We start from the raw sequence: 20,609 nt of genomic DNA, 5'->3' as shown, positions 1-20,609 counted from the left end.
GAGGTGTACGGACATGAACGAATTGACGTTATCGCGAGCTGAGCATCCGGCGTACCTGCGCCTCGTTAAGACCGCAGGCAGGGTCGTCATGTGGGCGTTTCTGGTTGTTACGGCGCTGCTGACGCTGTTTCCCGTGCTGATGACCGTGGCCGGTTCGTTAAAAAGCAACGCCGAGCTCATGAGCGGAGGCGGCCTGCTGCCGGAGGTATGGCAGTTCGCCAATTACGCGGAGGCATGGAAGCAGACGAAGTTTGCTCAATACACATGGAACAGCGTGTTTTTGAGTGTGACGGTGACTGTCGGCACACTGCTCGTGGCGGCGATGGCCGCGTATGTGGTCGATCGCAGGACTTTTCCGGGGAAGGCGTTGTACGTGGGCATCCAGGCTTCGACGATGTTCATCTCCGTCGGGGCGGTTGTGCTACGCCCGCAGTTCGATCTGATGGTCAAGCTGCATTTGAATACGACGCTGTGGGGCGTCATTCTCATTCTCATCAGCGCTCATGCAAGCACGTTCTTTATCTTACTCGGGTTCTTTAAGACGATCCCGCGGGAGCTTGATGAAGCAGCTATGATCGACGGCTCCAGCTTCTCCCGCAGCTTCTTTACGATCATTCTTCCGCTGCTGACGCCGGGACTCGGGGTTTCCGGACTGTTTGCTTTCCGGCATGCATGGAATGAGTATATATTGCCGCTCGTGTTTACGATGACGAATCCGAAGCTGCAGACGCTGACCGTCGGGCTGGCGAATCTTCGTTACGGCTCGTCCGCCGCGATGCAGGTGCATTTGATGATGGCCGGAGCCTGCTTGTCGATTTTGCCGATGCTGCTGGTTTATATATTGGCGAACAAATCGTTCATGCAGGTCACCGCCGGCTCAATTAAGGGGTAAGGAGAGGTACTCATGACATTTCATACGTTTCAAACCATAGGGCAGCTGCAGTCTAGTTCGGTGATCCGGAGACATCCGGCTAATCCTCTGCTGGCGCCCAAGGATGTGCCGTACGGTCCTGCGATGGTGTTCAATGCAGGGGTAACCAAGTACGAGGGTAAATACGTAATGGTATTCCGCAACGACTACGGCAACGCAGCGGAGGAGACGATCGAGCCGCACAGCACGACGAATCTCGGGCTTGCTTACAGTAACGACGGGATCAGCTGGCAGGTGCAGAGCGCTCCTTGCTGGAGCTGGAACGACGAAGAGGTCATTCGCGTCTATGATCCGAGACTGACCGTCATCGAGGGGCGCTGCTACATGTGCTTTGCCGTCGATACGAAGCACGGACTGCGGGGCGGCATCGCCGTCACGGAGGATTTCAACAGCTTCGAGGTACTGAGCTTATCGGTGCCGGATAACCGCAACATGGTGTTGTTTCCAGAGCGGATCGGCGGTAAGTACGTACGTCTGGAGCGCCCGTTTCCGGTATACAGCCGCGGCGGGATCGACCGCTTCGATATGTGGATGAGCGATTCGCCGGATCTGGCGTATTGGGGCGGCTCCAAGCTTGTGCTAGGGGTGGAGCAAGTACCCTTCGCCAACGACAAGGTCGGGCCGGGCGCGCCGCCGGTGAAGACGGAGAAGGGCTGGCTGACGACGTTTCATGCGGTCGACCTGGATCCTTCACGGGGCAAAAACGGCTGGGAGGCGAGCTGGAAGAAGCGCTATACGTCAGGAATTATGCTGCTTGATCTGGAGGATCCGAGCCGGATCGTCGGCATGGCAAAGTCGCCCCTGCTCGCGCCTGAAGCGGTTTATGAGACGTCGGGCGGCTTCCGTAACGACGTTATTTTTCCAGGCGGCATGATTCTGGAGGATTCGGGCGAGGTCAAAATTTATTACGGCGCGGCGGATACGGTCGAATGTTTGGCGATGGCGCATGTTGACGATTTGGTACGGCTGTGTTTGGAAGGACGCTAGGGCGAAAGCATTTATTCGGCGAAAGAAAAGCTATAGTTTATATGGGAAGTATGAAGGAGGATGGCGATGAGCTACGGTGAGATACGACTTCCGCAGCAAAGCGTGCCGGTGTCTTATGAGGTTGATGTCGTTGTGGTGGGCGGAGGTGCGGCCGGGATCGCCGCTGCCATCAGCGCGGCAAAGAACGGTGCGCAAACGCTGCTCATCGAGCAGCGGGGATTTCTCGGAGGCATGGGAACGGTGGCACTCGTGCCGGCATTTTGCCCGTTTACGGATAAGCGGAAGCCGATCATTCGAGGAGTCGGAATTGAGCTGATGGAGCGAATGAAGGCGGCCTGCAATGATGAATACCGCAAGGAGTACGAGCAGACACTGGATTGGGTGCCTATCGATCCCGAGGTGCTGAAACGAGTCTATGACGACGCTGCGCTTGAAAACGGCGTTTCGCTGCTTTTCCATACGTTCGTTTATGACGTGGTACTCTCGGAGGATCGGAAAACGATCGAGGGCATTTTAATCGTTAACAAGACAGGCCGATCCTTCGTGCGATGCCGGTATGTGATTGATGCGACAGGCGACGCCGATATTGCCGCACTTGCAGGGGTTCCCTTTCAGAAGGGCGGGGAGCAGGGAGAGCTGCAGCCGGGAAGCATGTGCTACATGCTGGTCAATGTGGATCGCCGGCGATTCTTGCGCTTTCTCGAGGAGACGGGCGATACCGGCCAGCTGCACAAGACGGTGGAACGGGCCATGGCAGAGGGTGCTTTGCCGGAGGGACGCAAGTCGATTTCGGGGCTTGCGTGGGTGAACGACTATTTGGTCGGGGTCAACTTCGGGCATGTGTTCGGCATCGACGGCACGAAGGCCGAGGATTTGACCCGCGGCGCGATCGAAGGGCGGCGATTGGCAGAGCGGCAGACGCAGTTTTTCCGCAAATATGTGCCCGGCTTCGAGCACGCACATCTGATCGCTAGCGGCGAGCAGGTCGGCATTCGCGAAACCCGGCGCGTTCGGGGCGATTACGTGCTGACGGCGGAGGATTTCATGGAGGCTCGCTCCTTCCCCGACGACATCGCACGTAATGCTTACTATATCGACATTCATCTGGCCAACAGTAAAGGCAGTATGACGTTCACTCACCTGCCTCCGGGGAAATCGCACGGCGTGCCTTACCGGGTGCTGCTTCCTGAAGGTATCGATAATTTATGGGTGCCGGGTCGCGCGGCTTCGTCGGACCGGGCCGTTCAAGGCTCGCTTCGCGTGATGCCGAACTGCTTCGCCATGGGGCAGGCATCCGGTACGGCGGCGGCGATGGCTTTGACTTGCGGTACGGACTCGCGCGGCGTTTCGGTGCCCGGGCTGCAGCGGAGGCTTCTGGAGCAAGGGGCATGGCTCGGCGAGGAGCTTGCTGCCGGCGCGAATGCAAATGAGAGTGTCGGCTGAAAGAGCGGGAGCTCCATAGGGAATTGAAGCCGTGGAATCATCTGGGTGCATCGCCGGTAGTGGCGCTGCACCTTTTCGCCGCCGCCAAGAGCATAGTTCGCCTCCGGCGCTTTCATCATTAGCGCAGCCTGACCTGCGGTGCGCTTGTATGAGCAATGGCATCATGACATAATCAACCTATACAGCCACTGGGCGAAGCCCGACGAACAGGGGGATCCGGCGATGCTCGACCGAAGCAAGCTATCGTTCCGTAACAAGCTGAGATTAGCCTTTCTGATCGTAACCATTCTAGCGGTTTTGACGACAGGGGGGCTCTCCTATTCCATCACCTCCAACATCATGGAGAACAACGCGATGAAGATGACGCAGGACTCGGTCGCCCAATCGGCGCAAATTGTGGACGAGAAGCTGAACAAGCTGATGCTGGTCATGATGACGTTTATGATCAGCCAGCCCTTTCGAGCGATGCTTAAGGACGCGAATGCGGGGGATGCTTCCCGCTATTTTACCCGCATGACCGAGATGGACAATGTATTCTCTCAGGCCCGGATCGCCGAGCCGCTCATTCATTCGATCTACGTTTCGACGCCGATCGGCGAATTTTACCCGCTGTCGATGAATCGCAACCGACAGACGGTATTTGAGAAGACCACGCTTTACGAAAATATCGTTCGGGAGAAGCGAAACGTGTGGATCGAAGGCCATGAGGATGCGCTGTTTTTGGGCGGAAGCCGGGTCGTTTCGCTCATTTTGCAGCCTATTTCCGAGGATCCGGTGAAGGATGTGTACGTCGTCGTCAACATTCGCGAGGAGGGGCTCCGCCAGCTGCTGGTCACGGGGGCCGAGGGAGGAGCCGCGCGATTTCTGCTGAACGGGCAGGGGCTGCCTGTCGTTTCGGAATCGGGCACGTTGATTCAGGAAGCGGTGAACAGCGGCGTAATCGCAGCGCTCCTGAACGAAAGTCAGACCGGCTATGCACCCGATAAACTGAACGGCAAAGACTATTTGTTTAACTACGCGCGTCTGCGCCTGAATGACTGGACCGTGGTTGCCATTCAATCCAAGGATGACGTGCTGAAGGACCTTATCTATGTCAAATGGATGATCGCCGCCATTACCGCCGGCTGCTTTTTGCTGGCCTTGCTCGTGGCCGGTGCGTTTACGGGCTATTTGCTTTTACCCCTTAGAGGGCTGCAGCAGGTGATGAAGCGGGTCGAGCTGAACGACCTGACGGCCCGCTTCGAAAGCAAAAGCCAGGACGAGCTGGCCCAGATCGGCTTTCGGTTCAACCGCATGCTGGAGCAGATCGTCAGGCTGATCGAGGAGGTCAAGGAGGCGGAAACGACCAAGCGGACGACTGAGATCAAGGCGCTTTCCGCGCAGATGGATCCGCACTTTTTGTACAACACGCTCAATACAATTTACTGGAAGCTGAAACTCAAGCAGGTGGAGCCCTCGCAGAAAATGGTTGTTGCCTTGTCCCGGCTGTTCCAGCTCGGCTTGAATAAAGGGCAGGAGGTAACGACGCTTGATAAAGAGCTGCAGCATGTACGCCAATATTTGGAGCTGCAAACCTTTTGCTACGAAAATTTGTTCACCTTCGAAATCGAAGTGAGCGAGCAAGAACTGCTTGCGCTCCCCGTTCCCCGAATTATGCTGCAGCCACTGGCGGAGAACAGCATTTTGCACGGCTTCGATCAGATGGACAGCGGGGGGACGATCGTCATTCGTGTGGACCGAACGTACGACGGGGAGCACTGCACGATTCGTGTCCGCGATAATGGAGCGGGTCTGGATGCAGGCGTGGGTTCGACAGAAGGGGATCGGCCGAACGAGGGCGGTTACGCGATCGGCAATTTGATCAGCCGGCTGCAGCTGTATTACGGTGATCAGGCTGAGCTGCGGCTGGACAGTCCGCCGGGCCAGGGAGTAACGGCGACGATTACGTTACCGCTGAAAGGAGAGCTGCAGCATGTTAGGTCATGACGAGGTCAGCGTGTGTATCATCGACGACATCAAAAGCGTGGTCAACGGACTGACGATGATCGATTGGGCGAGCGAGGGGGTGACCGTTGCAGGCACTTCATCGAACGGGGAGGACGGCCTCGAGCTGATCCTGCGGGAAAAGCCCGACATCGTTATTACGGATATCCGGATGCCAAGAATGGACGGCTTATCGATGCTTCGGGAGCTGCTGGAAGCGAATGTCGCCTGCAAAGTCATTCTGATCAGCAGCTATACCGATTTTGGCTACGCGAAGGAAGCCGTTCGGCTCGGAGCCTTCGATTATGTGGTAAAGCCGTTCACCGAGGAGGACATCGTAGAGGCGGTAAGGAAGGCGAAGGCGCACATACTGCAGGAACGGGAGGAGCTGCTGAACGTCAGGGGCATGGAGTCCAAGCTGCGCGAAAGCATGCCCCTGCTCAGGCAGGAATACTTGAGGCTGCTTGTGCAGCACCGTACTTCATGGGAGCAGGCCTCCAAGCGCTGGGATTTTCTTAAGCTGGGGCTGCAGCCGCAGGGGCTGATCGTACTGCTGCTAGAAATCGACGCATTCCAGGAGCGAGCGGAGGAACTATCCATGCACGAGGTCGAGCTGATCCGCTTCTCGCTGCAAAATATTGCGGAGGAAACAATCCGCGAGCATGCCGACGGTCTGTTGTTCCGTTTGGAGGCGGACCGGTTTGTCGCCGTCCTGAACGATCCTCCGGGCATGAGCGCAATTCAGATTGCAGAGCGCTGCTGCAAAAATATCGAAAGCTTCACCAAATTCACCGTTTCCATCGGTGTCGGCGGCAGGGCGGAGTCGGTCGCCGAGCTTCCGGATTCGTATAAGCAGGCTGATCAAGCCTTGAACTATCACCTATTTACCGGAGGCAACGGTGCGATCAGCTACGATGAGATTCCAAGAAGTAACAAGCAGGGGCCCGTATCGCTGGAGGGTAAGGAGGAGGTGCTGCTCGCGCTTCGTTCGGGCAACGGAGATCGTGCGGCCAACCTGCTGCTTCAGCTATCGGCGGCGCTGCAGCGGATAAGCCCGCGGCCGAACCCGGAGTACTTACTCAGTCATTATGAGGAGCTCGCCGCTTCCATTATCCGGACCTTATACGAGGTTGCATCGCCGGAGGAGCTGCAGCCGCTCGTGCAATCGTATAAAGCGAAGACAAGCGGCTCTGGCGTCGCCCTGAACGTACTTGAGCAGCAGCTGGCGGCGTTATGCCGGGATGGCGGGGAGCTCGTTAGGAGAAACACGCTGTCCGAGGGGCAGCGGATCATCTACCATTCGCTTGAATATATCAAGCAGCGGTTGGAGCGGAATGTGACCGTAGGGGAGTGTGCAGCCCATGTGCACCTGAGCGTCAGTTATTTTTCGAGCCTCTTCAAGAAGGTCATGGGCATGACGCTGATCCAATATATCACGGCCGAGCGTATGCAAAAGGCGAAGTCGCTGCTGATCGCAGGCGTACCCGTTCAGGAGGTCGCCGCCATCGTCGGCTATGAGGAGCGACGGTATTTCAGCGAAATGTTTAAGCGGACGTCGGGAATGACGCCTTCCGAGTTCCGCGCAAGCTATCATCCGGAAACGCCGGGAGGCTAGCCTTGCCTGCGCTATAAACGTGTCTGATTGCGGGCATGGCCTGGTAATGCAGATCGCTGCCTGCCGAGACCGTGGGCGGGCGGGACGTAAACGTCCGGACCGGTTGGTCGAGCAGACGCAAGCGGAGTACGCTAGCAAAACAAGGAGGGAGCAGACCACGATTTTGGTGGCTGCTCCCATATTTCATCGAAGTAACGGACAACCGGCGAAAGATTTAGATCGGGATTCGCTGGTAACGTGTATGTGCTTTCTTTTTTTCATTGATTCCAGGAGTCTCTTTCACTTACATTGCGAGCTTGCTGTTTTGAATCGTCTTGATCCATTCATTTGCGATTAGCTCATGCCCTGCAACCGTCGGATGAACCCCGTCATGTGCCCAAAAAGGCGCATCCGCCCGGGAACAAGCATCGTCAAGCGGCTTCTGCAATGCCACGAATAATGCCTCATATTCATCTGCCAGGTTGCGTACGATAGCCTGATATTTTGTAACTAAGGACTTCCAGTCATTCCAGCGCTCGGCTGTCGCTCCACAGTTAAGAATAAAGGGCTCGCACAGAATCAAGCCCGTATCGGGCAAATATTCCTTCGTAATATCTAATAAATGACGGTAAGCGCTCTCGAATCGGTCTGCGGCCCCTTCGGGTAATCCGTTCATAATTCTCCAAGCATCATTGACCCCGATCAATATGCTAAGACGCTTGGGCTGAAGATAGATGGCATCTTCGTTCCATCGTGCATACAAATCAGATACTCTGTTCCCGCTAATACCACGATTGACGAAAAACGGGGAAGCTTCCGCATTCTGGAGATATAGCTTACCGGCAATACGACTAGCATAACCGGTCCCGAGACTAGATATATCGTTTCGGTTCCGTCCCGTGTCCGTAATAGAATCACCCTGGAATAATACGTCGATGGTCCTGTCGTACCTCACTTTATACACCTTCCTCTTTATTATATTAGTATGGCTATGCCTTTTCTCAATTTACCTCTATTTAGAAAAATATACTACCCTTATTTTTTGTGTTTTCTCAATTTATGCCGCATGGAAAGCGGCTTTTTTTTATGAAGAGCTTGCTAGGACCTAAAGATCGTCATATATGAAAACATATCGTCGGATATTGAATTTTCCGGCAAAGGAAGAGAATTTATAATAGAAGGAGTGGAAAGCGCTTCCACAAATGAACAACAGAAGGAGTGAATTGATGTGCATAAACCATGGATAACCGTAGGGCTTGCGGTTACACTTGCGGTCACCTCTTCGAGCGTGATCTTCCCTTCGGAGGCTGAAGCTGCGATGGCCGTCATTCGTGTGTCTGATTACGGAGCGGTACCGGGTGATGAGAACGCGGACGGACAAGCCATTCGCGCGGCTCTTGATGCAGCCGTTCGAACTGCCGGCGGTGCCGAGGTTGTGTTCGATCCGGGCCGTTATATCGTTGACCCTCCTAAGCGGGAGTGGAACTTTGATGCGGACGGCACAACGGACGGCTGGACGCTAGGCGGCGGCGCGACCGGTACGGCAGGCGGCGGCTCCTTGCAGCTGACTCTGGCGGGGGCGTCCGGTCAACTGACAACGCCCGACGGGGCCGTCACTATTGACGGCAGTCGCTTCGTCAGCTTTAAGGTGCGGATGAGCAACACTACTACGGCTACTCAAGCAGCGCTGTGGTGGACGACGCAAGAGGATGCTTCGTGGAACACGGCGCGCAGTCAGACGTTTCCGGTTACTGCGAGCAGCACCGGTTTCACGGAATATAAGGTCGATCTGAGTCAACACCCGGAATGGAACGGCAAAATGATCAAAAATTTGCGTATCTTTCCCGCTCAAGGTGCTGCTTCAGGCTCGGTCTCGATTGACAGGATTACCGTCGATACGGCTGCCCCGATCGAATGGACGTTTCCGACCGGCAATGCCGAAGGCTGGAACTGGTCAGGCCTGACAGGGGGAGCCTCGGGCGGGGTGCTGAAGATGACGGCGAGCGGAGCAAGCCCGAAGCCTTACGTCGTATCCGCACCCAATCTGCAAATGCCGACATCTCCCTACAATACCGTCACGGTACGCATGAAGAACTACACCGGCTCGACCCAAGCGGAGCTGCGTTATATAACCAATGAGGACCCGGTATGGAACGACAAGAAGGCCGTTCCGTTCACCATTACGGCGAACAATGCCGACTTTCAGGAATACAAAATTTCACTTAGCAGCTTGCATTACTATGGCACATTGAAGCAGCTTCGACTGTATCCGATAGGCGAGACGAGCTCCGGGTCGGTGGACATCGATACGGTACGCTTTGAACAGCCCGATCCGCTGACATCGAATTTTTATTTCCATTACAAAGGTGCGACACAAGGTCTCACGGTGACAGGCGGCGGCGCAGAGCTTGAATTTACGGAGCCGTTCTACGGGGCGTTTAAGTTTTTCGAATCGTCGAACCTATCGATATCCGGCTTCGCAATGGATTATAAGAATCCGCCTTTCACGCAAGGTGTCATTGCCGGATGTAATGCCGCTGCCGCGACGATCGATTTCGTTCCGGACGCCGGCTACGCCTATATCTTGGACGATCCGCGCACGCCCCTCATGCCGTCCAAGTGGGGTGTCATCCGCGACCCGGCCAACAGCGATCTGCAGAAGGAAGCGGTGCCGAATGTCGTTACTGTCCAATCGTGGCAGAAGCTAAGCGGAACGACGTATCGACTGCAGCTGTCTCCGCACCTAGCTTCCAAAATGTGCATACCCGGGTATATTGAGGTGAATGACAAGTTCGCTTTCAGCTACCGCTCCACGGGCTACAATATGTTCGATCTGCGTAACGATTCCAATGTAGCTTTGAGTGATATTACCGTGTACCGTGGGGCAGGCACGACCGTCACATCGCAAAACCTGGACGGCACAGCGCAATTTACGAACATTAACGTTCTCCGCAGAACTCCGGGACAAGTAATGACAACGCCGGCGGACGGGCTGCACATGCAGTTTTCCGTGAACGGTCCGATCGTTCGCAATTCCACATTCGAGGGCATGCTGGACGATGCGATCAACTTCTACCAAGCGCCGACTCATTTAATCGAACCGCTAGCCCCGAACCGTATTTATGTCAAGCTCAACGGCATCTACAGTATAGGCGACACGATCCAGGTACTGGATGCAGATCTCGGCCGTATTCGCGGCACAGCCAAAATCATCGGAATGGATCCGGTCGGCACCTTCCCTTTGAAGTCTAGAGCGATCTGGACGCTTGACCGCGATATCGTCGGAATGACCGGCGGTGATGACTTGTCGACCGCGGATTCAATCTATAATCTGACGAAGAACTTCAATAATTACGAGGTCAGCGGCTCTACGTTTCGGGAGTCCAGACGATATGGCGTGCTCGTGAGGCCTGGCAGCAACGGAGTGATCAAGAACAACCGGTTTACGGACTTAGGCGGTGCCGGCATAGCCGTGCAGAACGAGCCCGGTACGTTTGCCCACGAAGGTCCTATGGCCGAGCAGCTGCTCATTGAAGGCAATTATTTTGCCCGGAACAATTATTTAACGGACATTAACAGCGCTGCCAAGGGCGGGAAGCTGACTGCCGGCGGGATCCAGATTTTTGCACAGAAAAAGGATAAACAGGTTGCCGATTCCCGTGGTATTAAACAGATTACGCTTAGGGGCAACACGATTGAATCGCCGATTCGCAGCGGCATTCTCATTGCCGGCGTCGACGGCGTTACAATGGAAGGCACGAATACCATTACGGCTGTTTCCGGTGACCCAGTGTTGGATGGAGATATTACAGCGGTCAGGGTGGAAAATGCGGCGAACGTCTCGTTGAACGGTCTTCGTGTGGTCGACCCCCGGCCGGAGCTGAACGCTGGAGTACAATTGGGAACAAGTGTGGATGCTTTACAGCCAGGTACGGCTCAATTCCAGCTTGCCGCCGGTGTTCCTGGGGTTCTGAATATGGCTCCGTCAGCGCCCACGGGACTTGTTGCCGACGCAAGCAACGGCAGCGCCGTTCACCTCAATTGGAACGATGCGCCCGGGGCGATTCGCTATAACATTTACCGTAGTACAGCACCATTCAACCCTTCATGGGAAACGAGACTTGATTGCTGCGCCAGAGCAAGTGAAGTGTGGGATACAGGTCTTTCGGGCAGCAAGACCTATTATTACCGGGTTACGGCGGTGAACGAACAAGGCTACGAGTCCGCTGCGACGCCTGAAGTAACGGCCGTGACCCAATCCGCCGATGTTATGGACGGCTTCGACGACGGCAATGCCGCGGGATGGACGCCAAGCGGCGGGACGTGGTCGGTTGTGCAGGACGGAGGGGGTTTTGTGTACCAGCAAAGCTCATTGACTGGGGACATCGTCAACCTCGTCTCCGCTGCGCCTCAGAACGGCGGCAGCGTGGAAGCCCGCATACGTATGACAGCCGAAGGGGCAAGCAGCACCGGCTCAGGCTTGATTGTTCGATATGTGGATGAGGACAATTACTACTGGGTAAATCTGCGTCGCTCGGCAGGTACCCTTCGATTGATGAAAAAATCGGGCGGTGTATGGAGCCAGGTAGCCAGCGCTGCTTTGCCGCAGGAGCTGAACCGATGGTACCATCTCCGGGCGGAGCTGCAGGGAGATGCTATTCAAGTGTATGTGGACGGCGAGCTTAAGCTGAACACAAGTGATGCCTCACATCCAGGCGGCGCCTTCGGCTTTCGCGTATACAATACCGCAGTGCAATTCGATGATGTGAAAGCGGTGTACGGCATGCCTTCTCCAGGACCAAGGGCTCCGTACACGGAGACGTTCGAGGACGGGATCGCCGACGGTTGGACAACATACGGCGGCATTTGGTCGGTAGCCGCGCAAACCGATGGCTCGAAAGCCTACAAGCAAAGTGCGACGGGCGGTGATGTAATGGCGATTCAACCGTCCACCGTCAACGACGGCGACTACACGGTAGAGGCCAAAGTACGGATGGATACATTAGGGACCGGAAGTACAGGCGCAGGGCTGGCGTTTCGGATGAAGGATACGAACAATTTTTACTGGTTGAATCTGCGCCCAAGCCAGAACGATGTTCGATTGATGAAGAAGGTGGGGGGCGTCTGGTCACAAGTAGGCAGCGCCGCATCTCTAACGCAAGCTTTAGGCGTATGGTATACGGTCAAGGTGACGGTATCCTGCGATGCTATCGTGGCTTACGTGAACGGAACCAAAGTGTTCGAAACAAACGATGTATCCCTGTTGAATGGGGGCGTCGGCTTCCGAATGTACAATACGTCGGCAAGTGTGGATGACATTTCGGTTACTTACGAGCCGTGAAGAAGAAAGGCTTTCAGCCATTTTTAATAAAAGAAAGGAAGCGTCAACTCCAGCGATGGATCACGGGTCTGCCAATTACAACTAGGCATACAATGCAATTTTCAGCTGCGAAAGTTGAAAGGAGGCTGTCCCAAAAGTAGCGAAAAATCTACTTAAAGGGACAGCCCCTTTTATACAACCCCATATTTCGTAAAAAAAATGGCCGGACAGGGTTCATTCTTGCCCGACTATATGTCTTTTTTGCTCCGTGGTTACCACCTTAAGCAAATTGTGGGCAAGCGAAAGCCACCCGACCTCCAGGCTTACTTTTGGTAAGCCGCGAAGCAGGAACCTCCGGAATCCCCGGTTATTTTTCATTTGTCCAAACACACTTTCCACTTCAACCATTCGCTGAACGGAGAGCTTGCGTCCATCTTCGCTTCTTAATTTTTCTCTAGCTACTTTTTTGTAGCGAAGATACTCCAAGCTGACCCTTATTTCGCGGCTGCGTTCAGACTTGGTGCATTTCTCTTTGAACGGACACCCCTCACAGTTCTCACTCCGGTAGATCCTTAGCTTGACCCCGTAGCCACTATCGGTCTTGCTCTTGCTCTCCCTAATAAAATGCAGCGTTCTTCCGTTTGGGCATACCCAGTTGTCTTTGTCCTCGTTATACGTCCAGTTCTCTAAGCGGGCTACATCGTTTCGCCATGCCTTCGAGACTTCCTTATGAAAGGAATTGTATTTCACGAGCGCTTCCATGTTTTCTTTCTCTAGGTACGCGTAATTTTCTTCGCCACCGTAGCCCGCATCGGCGATGACGGTTTTAGGAAGGCGACCAATCGTCTCTTTTACCTTGTTAAGATGCGGGATGAGGCAACGTGTATCTGTCGGGCGTTGGTGGAGGGAGTAACCTACGATGAATTGGTTCTCTGTGCCAACTTGTACATTGTAGCCGGGCTTGAGTTGACCGTTACGCATGTGGTCTTCCTTCATTCGCATAAACGTCGCATCTGGATCCGTTTTGCTGAAACTATTTCGTTCGCCAAGGATCTGAAGCTGAGTTTCGTACTTCCGCTGGCGGGGAACAAAATCCTTACGCAGCTGCCGTACCGCTTTCTTTACCGTTTTGTTCTTTGGTTCACTCTTCAGCTTGGCTTCTAACATAATTAAAGCCTCCTCCATGCTCTCGCTTGTTAGGTCGATATCTTCACCCAGCTCGAGCAGGTCCTTGCCGTTGTGCTCTTTATCTTCCTGAATCTCCTGCTGTTCAATCTCAATAAAGAGCTGCTTCACTTTCTCTTCCAGTCTGGCCTTCTGTTTCTTGACAGCCTTTCCCCAGACGAAGGTATACCGGTTTGCGTTGGCTTCAATCTTCGTGCCGTCAACGAAGTAATTCTCCAGCTTGATGTAGCCTTCGGCCACAAGCAGCTGCAGAATTCCTGCAAAGATTTTCTCCAGCTGGTCTTTCATCCGCTCGGAACGAAAACGATTGATGGTGCGGAAGTCGGGCTGCTGACGACCTGCCAGCCACATGAATGGGATGTTTTCGCGAACAGCTTTAGCGATCTGTCTAGACGAGTAAATGCGTTGCGAGTAAGCATATACAATGATTTTCGTTAGCATCTTCGGATGATAGCTATCCCGACCGCCTCCGGGATACGCAGCTGTAAACAAGCTGTCGTCCAAACGATTGATGAAGCTATTAATAACTCGCGCTACGTGACGTGGTGGGATGTCCATTTCCAAATCCATTGGCAGACATAGCTGATCCATGGTATATTGAATAAACAAAGAAACCTCTCCTTTCAATGGTTGCTCGACACTTCCATTTTACCAAGGATTGGTTTCTTTTTGTTTTACAAAAATGAGAAAAAGAGGCTTCCCTTAGTCATCTATGATGACTTTTGGGACAGCCTCATTCTGGAACCGATCAAATAAGTGGCAGCAGCATATTTGGTTACCTTGCTTACTCCCGACGACCACAAAATAACGAAATGCGATTATCAAATTGGTGGAACAAGCTACTATCGGCTGCAGGTCAGGTGTAAACATGCCGCTTGGATAAAATTGCCATTGTATTAAGTAATAAAACATGATAAATTACTTTTCCGGCCGTTGCGATAGCGACGCGGCAGCAAGATTGAAAGATTATCTGTCCTTACGGGTTCGACCCAGGAATGGTAAAACATCATTCTTGCATCGAGCAATGAAACATGATATATTACTCTTCCACTGTTGCGATAGCGACATGGCTGCAACTAACAGTAAGAGATTACCACTTGCAAATAAGTGATTAACATGCTAAAGTGTTTTCTTGTCTGCTTCTTGGGCAGGCGGGTAATACTAACAACATTGTCCTTTGAAAACTGAACAACGAGTGATTGTGCAGAATCTCATTTGAGATTCGAAAGTCAGTAACGAATTGAGCAATCAGCTCATCTATATAAAGTTTACCCTTTATTGGAGAGTTTGATCCTGGCTCAGGACGAACGCTGGCGGCGTGCCTAATACATGCAAGTCGAGCGAGGGTCTTCGGACCCTAGCGGCGGACGGGTGAGTAACACGTAGGCAACCTGCCTGTAAGACCGGGATAACTACCGGAAACGGTAGCTAAGACCGGATAGATGGCTTCTTCGCATGGAGGAGCTTGGAAACACGGCGCAAGCTGTGGCTTACAGATGGGCCTGCGGCGCATTAGCTAGTTGGTGAGGTAACGGCTCACCAAGGCGACGATGCGTAGCCGACCTGAGAGGGTGATCGGCCACACTGGGACTGAGACACGGCCCAGACTCCTACGGGAGGCAGCAGTAGGGAATCTTCCGCAATGGACGAAAGTCTGACGGAGCAACGCCGCGTGAGTGATGAAGGTTTTCGGATCGTAAAGCTCTGTTGCCAGGGAAGAACGTTCCGGGGAGTAACTGCCCTGGAAATGACGGTACCTGAGAAGAAAGCCCCGGCTAACTACGTGCCAGCAGCCGCGGTAATACGTAGGGGGCAAGCGTTGTCCGGAATTATTGGGCGTAAAGCGCGCGCAGGCGGTCTTTTAAGTTTGGTGTTTAAGCCCAGGGCTCAACCCTGGTTCGCACTGAAAACTGGGAGACTTGAGTGCAGGAGAGGAAAGTGGAATTCCACGTGTAGCGGTGAAATGCGTAGAGATGTGGAGGAACACCAGTGGCGAAGGCGACTTTCTGGACTGTAACTGACGCTGAGGCGCGAAAGCGTGGGGAGCAAACAGGATTAGATACCCTGGTAGTCCACGCCGTAAACGATGAGTGCTAGGTGTTAGGGGTTTCGATACCCTTGGTGCCGAAGTAAACACAGTAAGCACTCCGCCTGGGGAGTACGCTCGCAAGAGTGAAACTCAAAGGAATTGACGGGGACCCGCACAAGCAGTGGAGTATGTGGTTTAATTCGAAGCAACGCGAAGAACCTTACCAGGTCTTGACATCCCTCTGAATGTCCTAGAGATAGGGCAGGCCTTCGGGACAGAGGAGACAGGTGGTGCATGGTTGTCGTCAGCTCGTGTCGTGAGATGTTGGGTTAAGTCCCGCAACGAGCGCAACCCTTGATTTCAGTTGCCAGCATTAAGTTGGGCACTCTGAAGTGACTGCCGGTGACAAACCGGAGGAAGGTGGGGATGACGTCAAATCATCATGCCCCTTATGACCTGGGCTACACACGTACTACAATGGCCGGTACAACGGGCAGCGAAGGAGCGATCCGGAGCGAATCCTTAGAAGCCGGTCTCAGTTCGGATTGCAGGCTGCAACTCGCCTGCATGAAGTCGGAATTGCTAGTAATCGCGGATCAGCATGCCGCGGTGAATACGTTCCCGGGTCTTGTACACACCGCCCGTCACACCACGAGAGTTTACAACACCCGAAGTCGGTGGGGTAACCGCAAGGAGCCAGCCGCCGAAGGTGGGGTAGATGATTGGGGTGAAGTCGTAACAAGGTAGCCGTATCGGAAGGTGCGGCTGGATCACCTCCTTTCTATGGAGTCCATGATGGCTGCAGGCCATCGGACATTAAAATCACTCACCTCGTTGTTCAGTTTTGAAAGGTGCAATGCCTTTCAGAACTTTTGTTCCTTGAAAACTGGATATCGAAACAAAGCAAAATGTCGAAACATCTATACGATGTGATGATTGAGCGCATGCGAGATCATCAATCTTTTAGCTGCTAGTGAGAATGTCTTGAGTTTGGAGTGACTTTGTGCGTAGCGCAACGGAACGGAGAACCAAGATCATTCGAACGATTGGTTAAGCTAATAAGAGCACACGGAGGATGCCTAGGCACCAGGAGCCGAAGAAGGACGTGGCGAACGACGAAATGCCTCGGGGAGCCGTAAGCAGGCTTTGATCCGGGGATGTCCGAATGGGGGAACCCGCGTGAGGTAATACTCACGTACCACACAGTGAATACATAGCTGTGTAGGAGGCAGACGAGGGGAACTGAAACATCTAAGTACCCTCAGGAAAAGAAAACAAAAGTGATTCCGTCAGTAGCGGCGAGCGAAAGCGGAACAGCCCAAACCAAGGGGCTTGCCCCTTGGGGTTGTAGGACGTCAATGTGAGTGCAGGTTGGTAGGCGAACAGGTCTGGAAAGGCCGGCCAAAGTGGGTAACAGCCCCGTAACCGAAAGCAACCGAGACTCTAGACGGATCCTGAGTACGGCGGGACACGTGAAACCCCGTCGGAATCCGGCAGGACCATCTGCCAAGGCTAAATACTCCCTGGTGACCGATAGTGAAGCAGTACCGTGAGGGAAAGGTGAAAAGAACCGCGGGAGCGGAGTGAAAAAGAACCTGAAACCGTGTGCTTACAAGAAGTCAGAGCTCGTTAATGAGTGATGGCGTGCCTTTTGTAGAATGAACCGGCGAGTTACGTTTACGCGCAAGGTTAAGGTGAGAAGCCGGAGCCGCAGCGAAAGCGAGTCTGAATAGGGCGAATAAGTACGTAGACGTAGACCCGAAACCGTGTGATCTACCCCTGTCCAGGGTGAAGGTGCGGTAACACGCACTGGAGGCCCGAACCCACGAATGTTGAAAAATTCGGGGATGAGGTGGGGGTAGCGGAGAAATTCCAATCGAACTCGGAGATAGCTGGTTCTCCCCGAAATAGCTTTAGGGCTAGCCTCGGGTGATGAGTCGCGGAGGTAAAGCACTGATTGGGTGCGGGGCCCGCCAAGGGTTACCAAGTCCAGTCAAACTCTGAATGCCGCAGACTTTAACCCGGGAGTCAGACAGTGAGTGCTAAGATCCATTGTCAAGAGGGAAACAGCCCAGATCATCAGCTAAGGTCCCCAAGTGTGTGTTAAGTGGGAAAGGATGTGGAGTTGCAAAGACAACCAGGATGTTGGCTTAGAAGCAGCCACCATTGAAAGAGTGCGTAATAGCTCACTGGTCGAGTGACTCTGCGCCGAAAATGTAACGGGGCTAAACACACCACCGAAGCTATGAGTCCATATATGGGCAGTAGGGGAGCGTTGTAACAGCAGTGAAGGTTGATCGTGAGGACAGCTGGAGCGGTTACAAGTGAGAATGCCGGTATGAGTAACGAAAAGACAAGTGAGAATCTTGTCCGCCGTAAGCCTAAGGGTTCCTGAGGAAGGTTCGTCCGCTCAGGGTAAGTCGGGACCTAAGGCGAGGCCGAAAGGCGTAGTCGAAGGACAACAGGTTGAAATTCCTGTACCACCGTGAACCGTTATGAGCAATGGGGTGACGCAGAAGGATAGTGACGCGGACTGATGGATGTCCGTCCAAGCAGCGAGGCTGGTTAGTAGGCAAATCCGCTAACCGAAAGGCTGGGCTGTGATGGGGAGCGAAATTCAAGTAGCGAAGGTCATGAGTTCAAGCTGCCAAGAAAAGCCTCTAGCCAGGGAGAAGGTGCCCGTACCGCAAACCGACACAGGTAGGCGAGCAGAGCATGCTAAGGCGCTCGGAAGAACTCTCGTTAAGGAACTCGGCAAAATGACCCCGTAACTTCGGGAGAAGGGGTGCCTCGGTAGGGTGAATAGCCCGAGGGGGCCGCAGTGAAAAGGCCCAAGCGACTGTTTAGCAAAAACACAGGTCTGTGCGAAGCCGCAAGGCGAAGTATACGGGCTGACGCCTGCCCGGTGCTGGAAGGTTAAGGGGAGCGGTTAGGGGTTAAACCCGAAGCTGTGAACCGAAGCCCCAGTAAACGGCGGCCGTAACTATAACGGTCCTAAGGTAGCGAAATTCCTTGTCAGGTAAATTCTGACCCGCACGAATGGCGTAACGACTTGGGCGCTGTCTCGACGAGAGATCCGGTGAAATTTTAATACCTGTGAAGATGCAGGTTACCCGCGACAAGACGGAAAGACCCCATGGAGCTTTACTGCAGCTTGATATTGGACTTTGGTACGATCTGTACAGGATAGGTGGGAGCCTAGGAAGCCGGAGCGCCAGCTTCGGTGGAGGCGCCGTTGGGATACCACCCTGATCGTATCGGAGTTCTAACCTGGCACCCTGATCGGGTGCGGGGACAGTGTCAGGTAGGCAGTTTGACTGGGGCGGTCGCCTCCTAAAGAGTAACGGAGGCGCCCCAAGGTTCCCTCAGAATGGTTGGAAATCATTCGAAGAGTGCAAAGGCATAAGGGAGCTTGACTGCGAGACGTACAGGTCGAGCAGGGACGAAAGTCGGGCTTAGTGATCCGGTGGTACCGAATGGAAGGGCCATCGCTCAACGGATAAAAGCTACCCTGGGGATAACAGGCTTATCTCCCCCAAGAGTCCACATCGACGGGGAGGTTTGGCACCTCGATGTCGGCTCATCGCATCCTGGGGCTGAAGTAGGTCCCAAGGGTTGGGCTGTTCGCCCATTAAAGCGGTACGCGAGCTGGGTTCAGAACGTCGTGAGACAGTTCGGTCCCTATCTGTCGCGGGCGTAGGAAATTTGAGAGGAGCTGTCCTTAGTACGAGAGGACCGGGATGGACGTACCGCTGGTGTACCAGTTGTCTCGCCAGAGGCACGGCTGGATAGCCAAGTACGGAAGGGATAAGCGCTGAAAGCATCTAAGCGTGAAGCCCCCCTCAAGATGAGATTTCCCAGTATGTAAGACCCCTTGTAGACGACGAGGTGGATAGGTTCGGGGTGGAAGCGCGGCAACGTGTGGAGCTGACGAATACTAATCGGTCGAGGGCTTATCCTATAAAGCATATGACATTTGCTGAAGTTTCGAATCCAGTTTTCAAGGTGCAAGCCTTGATGGATATTTTCTAACGAAAAATCCGGTTTGGTGATGATGGCGGAAGGGAACCACGCGTACCCATACCGAACACGACCGTTAAGCCTTCCAGCGTCGATGGTACTTGGACCGAAGGGTCCTGGGAGAGTAGAACGTCGCCAAGCACGAGCTCCCACGTTTGTGGGAGTTTTTAGTTTCAAGGGCCCTTAGCTCAGCTGGTTAGAGCGCACCCCTGATAAGGGTGAGGTCGGTGGTTCGAGTCCACTAGGGCCCACCAACACTCGACAGATTATCGAGCTGTAACAAGTTCGAGTTCTATTCGGGAAGCCATATATGGAGAAGTGTCCGAGCTGGCCGAAGGAGCACGATTGGAAATCGTGTAGGCGTCACAAGCGTCTCGAGGGTTCGAATCCCTCCTTCTCCGTTTGAAGGCCCGTTGGTCAAGGGATTAAGAAGCTTCGATAGCGATACTTCGCATCTTATCAGACAGTGATGAGTATCCCCTACGGGTCACCCCACATCTGGAGGCTTAGCTCAGCTGGGAGAGCATCTGCCTTACAAGCAGAGGGTCGGCGGTTCGATCCCGTCAGCCTCCACCATATAAGAAATACACGACGCGGGGTGGAGCAGCCCGGTAGCTCGTCGGGCTCATAACCCGAAGGCCGCAGGTTCAAATCCTGCCCCCGCAACCAATTATCGCGGAGCCGTGGTGTAGAGGCCTAACATGCCTGCCTGTCACGCAGGAGACCGCGGGTTCGAATCCCGTCGGCTCCGCCATTTCACACGGAGGCTTAGCGAAGTGGCCAAACGCAGCAGACTGTAAATCTGTTCTCGTACGAGTTCGGTGGTTCGAATCCATCAGCCTCCACCAGTTAGTTTTTGACTCCCTTACTTTTATGGCGGTCGTGGCGAAGTGGCTAACGCACCGGATTGTGGCTCCGGCATTCGAGGGTTCAATTCCCTTCGATCGCCCTTTAATCAGTAGTGGGGATTAGCCAAGCGGTAAGGCAACGGACTTTGACTCCGTCATGCCTAGGTTCGAATCCTAGATCCCCAGTGTATCTCATGAGTCATTAGCTCAGTCGGTAGAGCACCTGACTTTTAATCAGGGTGTCGTAGGTTCGAGTCCTACATGACTCA

Annotated in this window: 8 protein-coding genes, 9 tRNA genes and 3 rRNA genes; 18 read left to right on the top strand and 2 right to left on the bottom strand. The window is 53.9% G+C overall.

The features are described 5' to 3' along the window. Positions 1 to 13: 13 nt before the first annotated feature. From RAC89_RS28240 to RAC89_RS28220, 5 genes are all read left to right on the top strand, one after another. Complete coding sequence (locus RAC89_RS28240; protein ID WP_373430072.1) at positions 14 to 892, top strand: carbohydrate ABC transporter permease; 879 nt, start codon at positions 14 to 16, stop codon at positions 890 to 892. A 12-nt stretch (positions 893 to 904) separates the two neighbouring features. Further along, positions 905 to 1,918 (top strand): glycoside hydrolase family 130 protein, encoded by a 1,014-nt coding sequence (locus RAC89_RS28235; protein WP_306617027.1) that lies wholly within the window; start codon positions 905 to 907, stop codon positions 1,916 to 1,918. Positions 1,919 to 1,984: 66 nt separating this feature from the next. Then, entirely contained in the window at positions 1,985 to 3,361 is a 1,377-nt protein-coding gene (locus RAC89_RS28230; protein WP_306617026.1) for an FAD-dependent oxidoreductase, read from the top strand. A gap of 144 nt (positions 3,362 to 3,505) precedes the next feature. Then, a complete protein-coding gene (locus tag RAC89_RS28225; protein WP_306617025.1) occupies positions 3,506 to 5,347 on the top strand; it encodes a sensor histidine kinase in 1,842 nt (613 codons plus the stop codon). Next, positions 5,334 to 6,959 carry a response regulator transcription factor gene (locus RAC89_RS28220; protein WP_306617024.1) on the top strand — a complete coding sequence of 542 codons (1,626 nt, stop codon included), beginning with the start codon at positions 5,334 to 5,336 and terminating at the stop codon, positions 6,957 to 6,959. The genes RAC89_RS28225 and RAC89_RS28220 overlap by 14 nt, the downstream gene beginning before the upstream one ends. A 283-nt stretch (positions 6,960 to 7,242) precedes the next feature. On the opposite strand, the gene RAC89_RS28215 is transcribed toward RAC89_RS28220, so the two are convergent. Further along, a complete protein-coding gene (locus RAC89_RS28215; RefSeq protein WP_306617023.1) occupies positions 7,243 to 7,893 on the bottom strand; it encodes an SGNH/GDSL hydrolase family protein in 651 nt (216 codons plus the stop codon). A 273-nt stretch (positions 7,894 to 8,166) separates the two neighbouring features. Here RAC89_RS28215 and RAC89_RS28210 point away from each other — a divergent pair, with 273 nt between their 5' ends. Beyond that, positions 8,167 to 12,279: a 3-keto-alpha-glucoside-1,2-lyase-like domain-containing protein gene (locus RAC89_RS28210; protein ID WP_306617022.1), complete on the top strand. Its 4,113-nt coding sequence runs from the start codon at positions 8,167 to 8,169 to the stop codon at positions 12,277 to 12,279. 213 nt (positions 12,280 to 12,492) lie between these two features. Here RAC89_RS28210 and RAC89_RS28205 read toward each other — a convergent pair whose 3' ends face one another. Beyond that, the gene (locus RAC89_RS28205; protein WP_306617021.1) at positions 12,493 to 14,052 is read right to left on the bottom strand and encodes an IS1182 family transposase; all 1,560 of its coding nucleotides are present in this window, start codon (positions 14,050 to 14,052) and stop codon (positions 12,493 to 12,495) included. Between the two features lie 666 nt (positions 14,053 to 14,718). On the opposite strand from RAC89_RS28205, the gene RAC89_RS28200 reads away from it, so the two are divergent. The 12 genes from RAC89_RS28200 to RAC89_RS28145 all read left to right on the top strand — a co-directional run bounded on the left by RAC89_RS28200 (position 14,719) and on the right by RAC89_RS28145 (position 20,609). Next, positions 14,719 to 16,253: ribosomal RNA gene (locus RAC89_RS28200) — 16S ribosomal RNA — on the top strand. A gap of 267 nt (positions 16,254 to 16,520) precedes the next feature. After that, positions 16,521 to 19,433: ribosomal RNA gene (locus RAC89_RS28195) — 23S ribosomal RNA — on the top strand. A gap of 83 nt (positions 19,434 to 19,516) precedes the next feature. Beyond that, positions 19,517 to 19,633: ribosomal RNA gene (gene rrf / locus RAC89_RS28190) — 5S ribosomal RNA — on the top strand. The 16S, 23S and 5S rRNA genes sit together here with 9 tRNA genes alongside, the layout of an rRNA operon. 36 nt (positions 19,634 to 19,669) lie before the next feature. Next, positions 19,670 to 19,746 (top strand) — tRNA-Ile (locus tag RAC89_RS28185). Between the two features lie 58 nt (positions 19,747 to 19,804). Further along, positions 19,805 to 19,893: transfer RNA gene (locus RAC89_RS28180), tRNA-Ser, on the top strand. 99 nt (positions 19,894 to 19,992) lie between these two features. Further along, positions 19,993 to 20,068, top strand: a tRNA-Val gene (locus RAC89_RS28175). A gap of 16 nt (positions 20,069 to 20,084) precedes the next feature. After that, positions 20,085 to 20,161: transfer RNA gene (locus tag RAC89_RS28170), tRNA-Met, on the top strand. Positions 20,162 to 20,169: 8 nt separating this feature from the next. Continuing rightward, positions 20,170 to 20,246: transfer RNA gene (locus RAC89_RS28165), tRNA-Asp, on the top strand. Positions 20,247 to 20,254: 8 nt separating this feature from the next. Further along, a tRNA-Tyr gene (locus RAC89_RS28160) sits at positions 20,255 to 20,340 on the top strand. A gap of 28 nt (positions 20,341 to 20,368) precedes the next feature. Continuing rightward, positions 20,369 to 20,441 (top strand) — tRNA-His (locus RAC89_RS28155). A gap of 13 nt (positions 20,442 to 20,454) precedes the next feature. Then, positions 20,455 to 20,526, top strand: a tRNA-Gln gene (locus tag RAC89_RS28150). A gap of 10 nt (positions 20,527 to 20,536) precedes the next feature. Continuing rightward, positions 20,537 to 20,609, top strand: a tRNA-Lys gene (locus RAC89_RS28145).

Source organism: Paenibacillus sp. GD4, assembly GCF_030846225.1.
In the GTDB taxonomy this organism is placed as follows: domain Bacteria; phylum Bacillota; class Bacilli; order Paenibacillales; family NBRC-103111; genus Paenibacillus_G; species Paenibacillus_G silviterrae.
This window is presented reverse-complemented; position numbering and strand designations above follow the sequence as displayed.